This window comes from Mycoplasmopsis bovis PG45, from assembly GCF_000183385.1.
Lineage (GTDB): Bacteria > Bacillota_I > Bacilli_A > Mycoplasmatales > Metamycoplasmataceae > Mycoplasmopsis > Mycoplasmopsis bovis.
Genome location: NC_014760.1, coordinates 585,038 through 597,620 on the forward strand (window position 1 = coordinate 585,038; position 12,583 = coordinate 597,620).

The window sequence follows — 12,583 nt, forward strand, 5'->3', positions numbered from 1 at the left end:
ATACCGCCTTATAAATAAGTTTTTTCACTGCCCTTATAATAAATTTTTTCAATAACTGCTCCGCCAAGACATTTTTGGCCTTCATAAATCACTACTTGTTGGCCAGGTGTAACAGCTTGTGCTTCTGACGGATAATAAACTTTTATAGTATTATTCGGTAATAATTCAATTGTTACTGGAATATTCTCTTGTCTGTATCTAAATTTAGCACTTAGATTATTATGATCAAAGTCATTATGATTAAGGGTAAGCCCTGTTGCTAATAGTGCATCAGAAGTTAAATAACTTAAATCACTGCTAGGCGCAACATATAAAATGTTTTTCTTCACATCATGTCCACAAACATAATATGGCTCAGCTTGTCCGCCTAAATTAAGTCCTTTTCTTTGGCCTATTGTGTAATAGAAACATCCTTCATGCTTACCAAGCTTATTATTAGTTCTTATATCAACAATATCTCCAGGTTGCATCGGAATATAATTTTGTAAAAACTTTGTAAATTTACGCTCACCTATAAAACATATACCAGTTGAATCTTTTTTGCTAGCAGTTATTAAACCTTGCTCTTGTGCTATTTTTCTTACTTCCTCTTTTGAGTTAAATTCAGCTAAAGGCATAAGCACCCTTTTTAATTGCTCATGACTTAATTGTGCCAAAAAGTATGTTTGATCTTTATTCTGGTCTTTGGCCCGATAAAGCCTGCCATCAGTAACTTTAGCATAATGACCCATTGCAATATAATCAGCTCCAAGATTATTAAAAGCATAGTCACTAAAAGCCTTAAATTTAATATATTTGTTACACAAAATATCTGGATTTGGAGTTCTTCCGGCTTCATATTCAGAAATAAATGTTTTAAAAACATCATTTCAGTATTCATTCACAAAATCAACTCTGTGAAGCTTAATTCCTAATTTATTTGCCACTTCTAAAGCATCATGATAGTCTTGTTCTTGTGGGCATATATCCTGTGAAATATTTTCATTACCTAAAAAATCGTTATTAAGCATTGAGTCTCAGTTACGCATAAAAAGGCCTTCAACTTCATAGCCTTGTTTAAGCAATAAATATGCACAAACAGACGAATCAACGCCACCTGACATTCCTAAAATTACTTTTTTCTTATTAGACATAATTATTTCTAAATTTTACCATTTATTTGGCTCTCAATTCCTTATTTGCAGACGCATTTTTAGATATTCTTGATATTTAATTTTTCTTGTTTGCTCTTTTATAAATTAAGTCACAACAGTTGCGTATGCTATAATAAAAACAATTACATTTTGATATTTAGGAGTCACTATGCCTACACCACATTTAAGTTGCAATAAAGGCGAAATTGCTAAGATTGTCTTAATGCCAGGAGATCCATTAAGAGCAGAATACATGGCTAAAAAATTTTTAACTAATCCAAAATTAGTTTCATTAGTAAGAAACATTTACTTTTATACAGGCGAATATAAAGGGAAATTAGTAACTATTGGAGCTAGCGGAATGGGAGTAGCTAGTATGGGAATCTATGCCTATGAGTTATTTACTGAATATGATGTTGACGTAATTATAAGACTAGGCTCAACAGGTTCATATGTTGACAATTTAGATGTTAAACAGCCCGTTTTGGTAAAGAGGGCATATGCTGATGGACTAGGGTTTGTTTCGCTTATGACAGGCGAAAAAACACACAATGCTTACCCTGATAAAGAAATTGTTAAACTATTAAAAAGATCAGCTAAAAAGAAGAAAATAAATGTTTTAGATGTCTCTTGCCACACAACCGATGTTTTTTATAGCATAAGATCCTTAGAAGAAACAATAAATAAAACTAAGTGTCAAGTAGTTGATAATGAATGCTTTGGCTTATTTACAACTGCGAAAAGATGTAACAAAAAAGCGGCCGCTTTATTAAGCGTTTCAGAAAATATAGTAACAGGAAAGTCAATGACTAGTGATGAAAGGTTATTAGAATTTTCACAAATGTTTGAAGTTGCTCTTAATGCTTTAGACAATATCTACAAGCACATTGAAAATTAATTAGTTTTTTTATATCCAGATGATATTTTAAATATATTAAAAGGACTATTGTAAATATGAAGAAAAAACTTACTATTGCCCTTTCATCAGTAATTGGCACAATTGCTCTTGCAACAGCAATTGCGGTGCCAATTACTTTGCAACAAAAAAATAAAAATAAGCCTTTAATAATTAATAATGATTCAAGTATTATTACTAAGCCTATAGATATGGATGATAATTCATCGCCAATGAAGTCTGAGCCTGTAGATATGGATGAATTAAAATTAAATGATGGGAATAAGATGATGGATGATAATCCATCACCAATGAAGTCTGAGCCTGTAGATTTAAGTTCGCTTATTAATAAAACTAGTTTTGGATTAATCATCACAAATGATAGCTTACCAACTGAAAAAGAAATTATAGATTTAGTAAAAAAAGAAAATCCAGGCTTAAATGAAAAAGCATTACAATCACTAAGTGTTGAAAATATTTCAAAACAAGGTTCAACTATTACTTCAAAGAATAAGGATGATTTTTCAGGCGAAATAAAGCTTAAATATAGAGCTAGAACAAATAGCGAACAAGAAAAATACCACAATGAAACAGTCGGATTGGTAAAAACAACCTGAGAGAAATCATTTAAAAATAAATTACATAGTCTAATGACCTTAGGTGAGGTTTTTGGGCAGTTAGTTAAAAAAGTAAACAGAGAAGATAGCAAAATTTCCCTTGACAAAGATCAAAAAAATGTTTACATTACTTCATTATTAAAAGGCAATAGTATTTCTGGTACTAATAATTTGCAAGGAAATAACAACAATAAAGAAATTACTGTTAAAGTTGAAAACAAGCATGATATAAAGCTTGAAATAGGGTTTGCTAGGGGAGGTACAGTTCCCACCAAATATATTGACAAAAATGGTAAAGAGGTCACCGATGACGGATGAGATCTATCTAATATTGATGCCACAGTAATAACAAAAATTGGCTTTCACGATTACAAAGGAGTTATTAGAGTCCCTACATTACCAAAAAATATTAAACGAGTTCCAAGCGAACTACCTTCAGTAATCACAAGCTTGGAAAAAACATTTAGTGGATTAAAAAGCGAAAAAGTTATGGGTATTGAAAATTGAGATACTTCAAACATATCTAATTTATCTGAAACTTTTAGTGGCGCTGAAAATTTCAACCAAGACTTATCAAAATGAAAAACTACAAAAGTTACAGATATGTCAGCAACATTTTATAATGCCAAAAAGTTCAATAGTCCACTAAATAGTTGAGATACTTATAATGTAACAAATATGCAATCGATGTTTTATGGCGCTGCTGAATTCAATCAAGAACTTTCAAATTGAAAAACAAGCAATGTTACAAATATGTCATTTATGTTCGATGGAGCAGCAAAATTTGACAAAAATATAAGTGGATGAGATGTCAAAAAAGTTACTAACCATAATAATTTTTGCAACAATTCAGGATTAAAATGTAAATTAAAAGAGCCAGAATGTAAACTTGAAAATTGTCCTATGTTCTGTTGTGAAAAAAATAATCAATGCGAAATATGCAAAAAATCAATGTCTATGAAATAAAAGCGTATTGGCTTATGTGACAATTCTTAGAAATTCCATTAACTTTATAAAACAGGCGAAAAACTCCATCCCTGGAGTTTTTTTCTAACTAATTTTAATTTACAGTGACTGTAATTACTTCAGAAGCTAAATCATTTTCGGTTGCCTTTGTTCTTATTTGATAAGTTTCTTTTGCTAGTTTTTCTATTTTTCAAGTTGTAATTTGTTTTCATTCGCTTTGATTTTCTAAACGAAATTCCATTGTGTTATCAACACCAAAAATCACTCCATTATGAACCTTAACCTTGTTTCTAACATCATTATCATTACCTTTTAGTTATGAAATTACTTGAATATCAGATTCATATTTATCAACACCGTTTTTATAACGAACTGATACTGAGCCATGTACAGCGTCTTTTACTACAAAGTCATTACTTGTAATATCTTTTCACTCACCAAAGTTATTTCTGTATTCCATGCCAGAAGAAACATCAATTAATTTTATTGATTTGTCACTTAAAGCAATTAATTTTGCTTTTGGTGTTTCATATTTTTGAACATCAAATTCAAATTCATTTGTGCCAGTAATATTGAATTTATGGCCATATTTTTTAATATCTAGTTTAACTTTAGTTTTTTCGTATTTTGCAAAGTGATCTAAGTAAACAATATGGCCATCACTAACTTTTTTAACATTATTAACCATTGCATTTGTTACAATAAAGTTTCCTTTATCTGAAGATACTTCATTTAGATTTAATGTAACTTTTAATGAATATTTGCCAAATGTTTTGTCTGAATTAGTATTTTGACTTGCTGATGCACTAATTTCTTTAAGTTGGAAATTATTACTAAAGACTTTGTGTATCTTATTTTTTTAAAATATTTATTTTATAATTTAAAACAAATAATTAGATAATATAAAACTATAAAAATTTAGGAAAAAAAATTATGAAAAAGACAAATAAAATAATTATTTCTTTATCTTCAATAATTTCAATTTCTTCAATGCCATTAATAGCTGCATCATGTCAAAACAAGAATCGAACAGATGAAAGCATAATTAATAATATTACCCCCCCAAACTATAGATAATCAAAAGCAACAAGAAGATAAGAGTAAAGAAGAAAAACCTAATGGTTCTGGTAATTCTTCTCCAAATACTACCCCACAAACTCAAGATAATCAAAACCACCAAGAAGATAATATTAAAGAAAAAGAACAAAGTGATGACCCTAGTGGTTCTGGTAATTCTTCTCCAAATACTACCCCACAAATTCAAGATAATCAAAACCACCAAGAAGATAATATTAAAGAAAAAGAGCAAAGTGATGACCCTAGTGGTTCTGGTAATTCTTCTCCAAATACTACCCCACAAACTCAAGATAATCAAAACCACCAAGAAGATAATATTAAAGAAAAAGAACAAAGTGATGACCCTAGTGGTTCTGGTAATTCTTCTTCAAATACTAACCCACAAATTCAAGATAATCAAAACCACCAAGAAGATAATATTAAAGAAAAAGAACAAAGTGATGACCCTAGAGACTTATTAGAACAACTTGAAAAAATTCGAAAAGATTATGAAAAAACAGAAAAAGAAAATGAAAACTTAATAAAAAACTCAAATTACTCTGATGTTTTAAATAATTGATTTGGAGATATTTATCGTGGTCGCCTTGGTCATAAGTGGAACTATTACTTACAATTTAAGAACATAGTAGAAAAAAGACAAAAACCTGAAAGTTGATTCAAAACCGTTAAGGAGTTTATAGAAGAATACAAAACAGAAATAGAGAAGGATTTGAAAGAACAAAAATTAATATAATAATAAGTTTTTGTCGCCTAAATTCATTAAATATCTAATTAAAATTATCAATTTTAGTCCTAATTTATTATCATAGTTTAAAACTTCAAGATATAAAATAAGAAGGAAAGGAAATTATTCCTAAAATTCTATTAAAAAACCTCAAAAAAATTTAAGTTCAGTATAATGAAATCAAAGATAAATTAGGTATGTATTTAAAATGTGCTATATAAGAAGTTGATATTTTTTGCCAAAACATTGTTTTAAACAACTTCATATACTATATGCGGAAACTATAGATGATCTAACTAAAAACAAAGATTCTTTAAAATATCTAAAATACTTCTTACAAAAATTCAACTCTTAAATTAAATAAAACTGCGGAAATGATAATTAAATCTAAGCAGTGCCAAAATGCTTTAGACTCAATAAATGATGAGAATAATTTAATAAATTTACCTAAGCAAGTTCATGATTGGTTTGACAAGAATAAATTCACATATGACCAAGACGGAAATATTTTTTTGCTAGACAATGAATTAAAAATAAATGAATTGTATGAATTTGATAAGTGCACTAAAATTCCTAATATTTATTTAAATGAAAAACGCAAAGAATACATTGCATTAAGAAATCAATTTAGAAAAAATAATATATATATGATACTTACAAAAGAATTTTAAAAAGAGCAATTGCTCTTTTTGTTGTTTAAATGACCTAATAACCTTATTTATAGGATCTAAAGTCAATTACAGCACGACCAATTAACTCGCCTTTTGCTAGTTGTTCAAACACGTCTTTTACTTCATCTAAGCTAATAATTCTTCCAATCTTAGAAACTATTCCTTTTGTTCCTAATATTAATGCTTCTTTTGTATCTTGTCTAGTGCCAACAACCGATCCTAAAACATGCTGTTCCCCTGAAATTGTTCCTAAAATTGATAAAGGAAATTCTATTTTTCCATTTTCATCTTTAGGAGGAACACCAACTAAGACTTGTCTGCCAGCACGACGTAAAATATACATAGCTAAAGATGCAGAACTAGTTGAAACTGATGTATTAATAACTGCGTGAACACCACCATTTGTAAGTTCCTTTACTTCTTGTACAAACGATAAATCATTAGCATTATAAATATAATGAGCACCTTCATACTTAGCTGATTCTAACTTTTTATCGTCTATATCAATTGCAACAATATTTAGCCCCATTGCCTTTGCATATGATATTGCAAAATGGCCTAATCCCCCAATGCCTATAATTGCAACATAGTCTCCAACTTTTAATTCAGCTTGTTTAAGTGCTTTGTAACTAGTTACTCCTCCACACAAAATAGGAGCCCCAGATACAATATCTAGTTCTTTGGGAATAGGTAAAACATAATCTTCATGTCCAATTGTATATTCAGCAAAAGTTCCGGGTTTAACTAATGATGTTACAACCCTAGAAACACACAAAATTTCTTTTCCGCTTATGCAATATTCACATTGACCACAAGCACTATACATATAGCCAACACCAACTCTGTCACCAACTTTTATTTTGGTACAATTTGGCCCAACTTTTGTAACAATTCCTATTCCTTCATGCCCTGGAACCATTGGATAATTTGGCTGTCTAGGTCAGTCAAAATTTGCTATGTGTAAATCCGTATGACAAACACCGCTAGTTTCTAATTTAACTAAAACCTCATTATCAACTGGCTCAGGAATATCAATTAATTCAACACTATATTCCTTTGGAGCCTTAACAACAAAAGCTTTCATTTTATTCATATTTAAAACCTTCTCACTATTTTCATAATAATAATTAAATGATATTAAGTTGTCCATTTAAATTTTTAAATGTGGAAAGATTGACCCAATTTTTTTAGAGATTGTTGAGTATCAAAATATTAGATTAAATCAAAAATAAAAATAGATAGTGTCTCCATCTATCTATTACTTAAGTATCTATAAAACAATGATTTTGGTTGTTTTATTTTGTTTTACCAACAATGACTACTTTTCCTAAATAATCAAATATTTTGTCTATATCTTCAAATGTTTTGGCATTATCAAACATTGAGTTTAATAACGTCTTTAATTTTTTAAAATATTCCAAAACTTCACTTTTTTTATCAGAATCACTTTTTAATACTTTGTTGATCATTTTTTCAATATTTTCATATTCTGCATCAATCTCTTTTTTAAAGTATTTTTTGGCCTCATCATCTAAAATATCTGAAATTGATTCACCATCATCAGTTTCATTTGCAACACTTTCAGTAACTTTTGGCATTTCAGTGTTCATATTACTTACTGAATCACTTTTTTCACTTTTCGAATTTTCGCTTTCTAATTGTTTCTTAGGTGCTGTTTCATTTTCTTTTTTGTCAATAGTTGAATTTTCAGATGTGCTGTCTTTTTTAACTGTTCCACTGCTTTTTTCAGATTTGCTTTGGCTATCAGTTTTATCTTCCTTAATGCTATTTTGGTTTTCATTGCCACACTTAGCAGCTACAAATGGAATTGCACCTAAAGAAGCAATAGAACCCAAAATTAAAATCTTAGATTTTTTCATACAATATTTACTGTTCTCCCTTTAGTAATAGTTATGTAATAAAATGGAATTATATAAGTAAGAAAAAATAACCAGAGAGAGAGAGAGAGAGAGAGAGACGAGTCAAAATATGAAATCATTTCCTTAAAGAAAATAATGATGTTTTTGCTCACTAAAATGCGACTGCAACACAAAATTTGTTATTTTACTCAATGTAATGTTTGAAAAAAAGTATTCTTTGACTTAAATTCTTGTTTTATAGCGCTGTAAGTAAGTTTAAATAATAAAAAAACACCCTGAATTTAAATAATCCGGATGTTTTTTAAATGATGTTTAATTATTTTCTAAAGTCAATAACAGCGCGTCCTAAGAACTCGCCTTTTTGAAGTTTTTCAAAAATATCTGCAACTTCTTCTAATTTGACAACCTTAGTAACTTCTGATTTAACTTTTCCTTCAGCAGCATATTCTAAAGCTTCTGCTAAGTCTTGTCTAGTTCCAACAATTGAGCCAGCAAGCTCACGTTCTAATAATACTGACCAGAAAATTGAAACTTTAAAGTCGTCTTTTCCGTGTTTATCTTTTGCTGGTAAACCAACTAATACTTGACGGCCACCACGACGAAGCATATCCATACCTTGTTCAGCAGCACTTGGGTGAACAGATGTATTAACTACAGCGTGTACACCTCCGCCAGTTACTTCAATAATTTTTTCAATAAATTTAGGATCTTTTGCTGAGTTAAATGCATATTCTGCACCTGATTTAAGAGCTAATTCGCATTTTTCATCTTGCAAGTCAACACCAATAGGTCTTAGTCCCATAGCTTTTGCATATTGAATAGCCATTTGACCTAAGCCACCGACACCGATAACAGCTACAAAGTTACCAGCTTTTGCTTTGGTTTGTTTTAATGATTTATAAGTTGTAACACCTGCACAAACAACTGGTGCACCAGTTACAATATCTAATTTTTCAGGAACCAATCCTACATAATCTTCATGACCAATTGCATATTCAGCATATGATCCGTCTTTAGTGTAAGCCGACATATTTTGATTTGGACAAAGTGTTTCTCTACCTGTTAGACAAAATTCACAGTAGCCACAAGCATCATGTAATCATGCTAAAGCAACTCTATCACCAATTTTCAAACGTGTGCATCCTTCCCCTAATGCAACTACCTTTCCAATTCCTTCATGACCTGGAATAAGTGGATATTTAGGTTCTACTAATCAGTCATAATTTGCCGCATGCAAGTCTGTATGACAGATACCTGAAGTTTCCATTTCAATTAAAACTTCTTTATATTTTGGTTTAGGAACATCAACTTCCTTAACACTTCATTTTTTAGGTTCTGTTACAACAAAAGCTTTCATTTTTGCTGGAATTTGTTTCATTGAATTCTCCTTATGAATTTATATATTAATGTCTTACATAAATTTTACAACTATTGACAGAGCAATTTTTCTTATTACAAATATTGACACGCAAATTAATAATTAAATGGGAAAAATTAATTTCTTTTCCCATTTTTTTCCTTTTTTATCTATCTATCACAAATATTGCATTTTAAAGTGTAGCGATAGGTAGAGGAGAACAATATGAATGATTTACTAATTTATTTTTCTATTTTATTTAAAGGCAATAACTTTGAAATTTATAAGGCTCTTAAAAACGGACATAAAGTTGATAAATATAAAGTAGATGAAACAATTAATGAATTAAATGAAAAAGGAATTAAAGCTATAACAATTTTTGATAGTAATTACCCACAAGGACTAAAAGAGTTAAAATATTCTCCATTTGTTTTGTTTTACAAAGGAAATATTAGTTTATTAGATAAAAATATAGTTTGTGCTACAGGTGATGTAGTTAATGAATTTGTGTTACAAAATGTTTATCAAACGTGCGGTGAATTGTCCAAAAGCTCTGTTTTATTGACTAATAATTTCAAAAATATTGATCAAAATATTATTGAAATATTTAATAAAAACAAGCAAGGAATCATTTATTTACTAGCAAATGGAATTTCATATAATTGTCCAGATGTTGATTTTGATAAGGACTTATGTATTACATTTATACCGCCAGAATTGCACCCTAAATTAAGATATTTTAAAGAAAGAAATGTTATTGCAGCAGCGCTGTCAAATAATTTAATAATTTTTAGCAGTAAAAGAAATTCTGGACTAATAAATTTAGCAAATTGCTTTGCTAATTTAGGAAAGAATGTTTACTGCTATCCTGGACTAACTTATGATGATGGCAACACATATTTAATTAAGTCAGGGGCAAGCTTAATTACTCATCTTGCAGAGGTTAACTACTTTTAATTATTTCTTCTAATTTTATACCGATTGCACCTGAATTATAGTGCCCTATTACTTCTGTTGCTGCTTCTTTAGCATCATCAGTTGCATTTTCCATAGCAAAGGAAAAATGTGCATTTTGTAGCATTTCAACATCGTTGCTAGAATCGCCGAAAGCATAAATTATGCAATCCTGCATGTTGTATATTCGCATAAACTCTTTAAGACCATTTCATTTAGAAATACCTAGCGGATTGACATCAGTATATATTCTATTTGTTAGATAAACTGAATACTTATCTTTATATAGATTATTAAAGTATTTTGTTGTTTCATTTGCTATTTCATTTGGATTTCTTAGTGCAACCTGAGTTATTATTGATTTTGAATCATTGGCAACTTTTGACATAGTTTCATAGTCAGAAAATTTTATATGCGAAAAGTCCATAATATCTTGTTTATTAATTCATTCAGGAAAATTGCCATTAGCATCTTTGTTAACATATGTGGCTGTATAATTTGAAGTATCTAGTGAAATTATTAAGTCATTTTGGTTTGCATACTCAAACATTTGTTCAAATACTTCCGGTTCTAACTGCCCAACAACAATATGGTTTTTATTTTTAACATCATATATTAATGCGCCATTTGAACATATAAAATAGTCGATTCCGTCAAATTCATCTAAAAGTGGAAGCACTTTCAAAAGCCCTCTTCCTGTGTTTAATATATTAATTCCACCTTTTAGATGAACATCATGAAATGCCTTTTTAGTTATGGGGTGAACTTTATTGTTTCTCATTAATAAAGTGCCATCTAAATCATATGAAAAAATCTTTCTTTTCATTAAAACCCCTTTATAAAAATATGAAAAATTCATTACTAATAATTTAATAATTGTAATTTAATATTTTAAAATATTTTTTATAATTTTTCATACTATGAGCAGCCCTGTGACTAATTTAAAGATAATTAAAAGAAAAAAATTATTAAAAAAACTACATAGTGAAAATGTTAATAATTTAAAGCTGATAGAACTAGATAAAGAGGATATAGACTTAAGAAAATATTTTGGCGATGATTTAATGGCTAACTTAAGAATGGCTAATTACACATACTATACTGATAGTGCCAATAAAAGAAAAAAGAACGTAAGAAAAAGAACAGCCATTTTATATGCAAAAAGAATATTTTTCATATTCATTGCAGCATTGATTTTTAACTTTGGTGTTATTGCATTTTTAAATAGAGGTGACACATTACCTAGTGGATTATCTGGTTTCCCAATGCTAGCTGTTTTGATTGCTAAAGACAAGGGATACAGAGACTGAGATAAATATTTTGCCTTAATGTTTATTTTGATAAACTTGCCACTCCTGATAGGATTTGGGTTTAAGGTAAAGAAAAGTTTTACAATTCTGACAACAGTATTTATGGTCTCTCAATTAATTACAAACGCCATATTTACTTCGATTCCGCAGGTTCATAACTTTATCCATAACTATATAAATATTGCTCCTGGATGACATAAATTAGTAGAATTTCGGGATAAGGCAGGCAATATCATAGGTACTTATGAAAATTCTAGCAGTTGGCCCATAATAATAAATGGATTCCTTGGTTCAATTTGCGCTGGTACATCTATAGCAATAGCCTGAAAAAATGGTGGTTCAACTGGTGGCGCAGATATTATTGCTTATTACTTTTCAACAAAAAAACAAAAAAGTGTTGCTGGAATGATGTTCACTGTTAATATAATTGCAACTTCATTTTTTCTATTAGTTTTCGGAATTGCTGCTAGACATAAAGAAGCAGTTGACTTAGGAGTTATATCATCAAGCAGTAGTGTTGAAAGTGTTTTGGAGCAACCAAATTCAATCATAATAACACTAAAAGATGGCTTTACTATTAACTCAATTAAAAAGTATGTGTCACACAGAACCATTTTTGGTTTAAGAGAGTTTTCAACAATTTTATATATTATCTTTAACAATATTGTATTAGGTCTAATGTATCCAAAATACAAAAAAGTTACTCTCTCAATTGCTACAAAATGTCCAGATACTATCATTAATTACTTTAAACACATTAAATACTGACATGCATATACGATTTTTAAAGGAATTAGTGGCTACTCACAAGAAGAAACTTACTTCATTGAAACTACATTGTTAACTTTAGAAACCAAAAATCTTATTTCCGATATTAAAGTTATAGACCCTAAAGCTTGAATCTCAATAAAACCTGTTGAGCAAGTTAAAGGCGCATTCAATACTCAATATGTTGAACAGTAAAAAACTTACAAACCTGTTTTATAGGCTTGTAAGTTT

The 12,583-nt window shown here is 29.4% G+C and carries 12 protein-coding genes and 1 pseudogene; 7 read left to right on the forward strand and 6 right to left on the reverse strand.

Annotated features, from left to right (window positions below):
• Nucleotides 1-8: 8 nt before the first annotated feature.
• Nucleotides 9-1,133, reverse strand: coding sequence for a tRNA 2-thiouridine(34) synthase MnmA (gene mnmA / locus MBOVPG45_RS02520; protein ID WP_013455944.1), 1,125 nt, complete (start codon nt 1,131-1,133; stop codon nt 9-11).
• 169 nt (nt 1,134-1,302) lie between these two features.
• Here mnmA and MBOVPG45_RS02525 point away from each other — a divergent pair, with 169 nt between their 5' ends.
• On the forward strand, nt 1,303-2,031 hold the full coding sequence (locus tag MBOVPG45_RS02525) for a purine-nucleoside phosphorylase (RefSeq protein WP_013456319.1): 729 nt from the start codon (nt 1,303-1,305) through the stop codon (nt 2,029-2,031).
• Nucleotides 2,032-2,087: 56 nt separating this feature from the next.
• Nucleotides 2,088-3,611, forward strand: a complete 1,524-nt coding sequence (locus MBOVPG45_RS02530) for a BspA family leucine-rich repeat surface protein (RefSeq protein ID WP_013456182.1) — start codon at nt 2,088-2,090, stop codon at nt 3,609-3,611.
• 94 nt (nt 3,612-3,705) lie between these two features.
• Here MBOVPG45_RS02530 and MBOVPG45_RS05030 read toward each other — a convergent pair.
• Nucleotides 3,706-4,461, reverse strand: a pseudogene (locus tag MBOVPG45_RS05030) (MAG6410 family transglutaminase-related lipoprotein); the annotation flags it as partial.
• An 83-nt stretch (nt 4,462-4,544) separates the two neighbouring features.
• Between MBOVPG45_RS05030 and MBOVPG45_RS04830 the strand changes: the two are divergent.
• The 3 genes from MBOVPG45_RS04830 (at nt 4,545) to MBOVPG45_RS02545 (ending at nt 6,083) form a co-directional block, all read left to right on the forward strand.
• Nucleotides 4,545-4,688: a variable surface lipoprotein gene (locus MBOVPG45_RS04830; RefSeq protein ID WP_214461865.1), complete on the forward strand. Its 144-nt coding sequence runs from the start codon at nt 4,545-4,547 to the stop codon at nt 4,686-4,688.
• Between the two features lie 41 nt (nt 4,689-4,729).
• Nucleotides 4,730-5,149, forward strand: coding sequence for a hypothetical protein (locus MBOVPG45_RS04835; protein WP_041309138.1), 420 nt, complete (start codon nt 4,730-4,732; stop codon nt 5,147-5,149).
• Between the two features lie 637 nt (nt 5,150-5,786).
• Nucleotides 5,787-6,083, forward strand: coding sequence for an MAG4270 family putative restriction endonuclease (locus MBOVPG45_RS02545; protein ID WP_013456174.1), 297 nt, complete (start codon nt 5,787-5,789; stop codon nt 6,081-6,083).
• A gap of 43 nt (nt 6,084-6,126) precedes the next feature.
• Here the strand turns inward: MBOVPG45_RS02545 and MBOVPG45_RS02550 are convergent, their stop codons facing one another.
• The 3 genes from MBOVPG45_RS02550 to MBOVPG45_RS02560 all read right to left on the reverse strand — a co-directional run bounded on the left by MBOVPG45_RS02550 (nt 6,127) and on the right by MBOVPG45_RS02560 (nt 9,320).
• Nucleotides 6,127-7,167 carry a zinc-dependent alcohol dehydrogenase gene (locus MBOVPG45_RS02550; RefSeq protein ID WP_041309256.1) on the reverse strand — a complete coding sequence of 347 codons (1,041 nt, stop codon included), beginning with the start codon at nt 7,165-7,167 and terminating at the stop codon, nt 6,127-6,129.
• Between the two features lie 211 nt (nt 7,168-7,378).
• Nucleotides 7,379-7,963, reverse strand: a complete 585-nt coding sequence (locus MBOVPG45_RS02555; RefSeq protein ID WP_013456567.1) for a variable surface lipoprotein — start codon at nt 7,961-7,963, stop codon at nt 7,379-7,381.
• Between the two features lie 316 nt (nt 7,964-8,279).
• On the reverse strand, nt 8,280-9,320 hold the full coding sequence (locus MBOVPG45_RS02560; protein WP_013456478.1) for a zinc-dependent alcohol dehydrogenase: 1,041 nt from the start codon (nt 9,318-9,320) through the stop codon (nt 8,280-8,282).
• 225 nt (nt 9,321-9,545) lie between these two features.
• Here MBOVPG45_RS02560 and MBOVPG45_RS02565 point away from each other — a divergent pair, with 225 nt between their 5' ends.
• On the forward strand, nt 9,546-10,277 hold the full coding sequence (locus tag MBOVPG45_RS02565) for a DNA-processing protein DprA (protein WP_013455921.1): 732 nt from the start codon (nt 9,546-9,548) through the stop codon (nt 10,275-10,277).
• On the opposite strand, the gene MBOVPG45_RS02570 is transcribed toward MBOVPG45_RS02565, so the two are convergent.
• Complete coding sequence (locus MBOVPG45_RS02570; RefSeq protein ID WP_013456021.1) at nt 10,264-11,100, reverse strand: HAD-IIB family hydrolase; 837 nt, start codon at nt 11,098-11,100, stop codon at nt 10,264-10,266. The genes MBOVPG45_RS02565 and MBOVPG45_RS02570 overlap by 14 nt on opposite strands.
• 94 nt (nt 11,101-11,194) lie before the next feature.
• Between MBOVPG45_RS02570 and MBOVPG45_RS02575 the strand changes: the two genes are divergently transcribed.
• Nucleotides 11,195-12,547 carry a YitT family protein gene (locus tag MBOVPG45_RS02575; protein ID WP_041309141.1) on the forward strand — a complete coding sequence of 451 codons (1,353 nt, stop codon included), beginning with the start codon at nt 11,195-11,197 and terminating at the stop codon, nt 12,545-12,547.
• Nucleotides 12,548-12,583 lie beyond the last annotated feature (36 nt).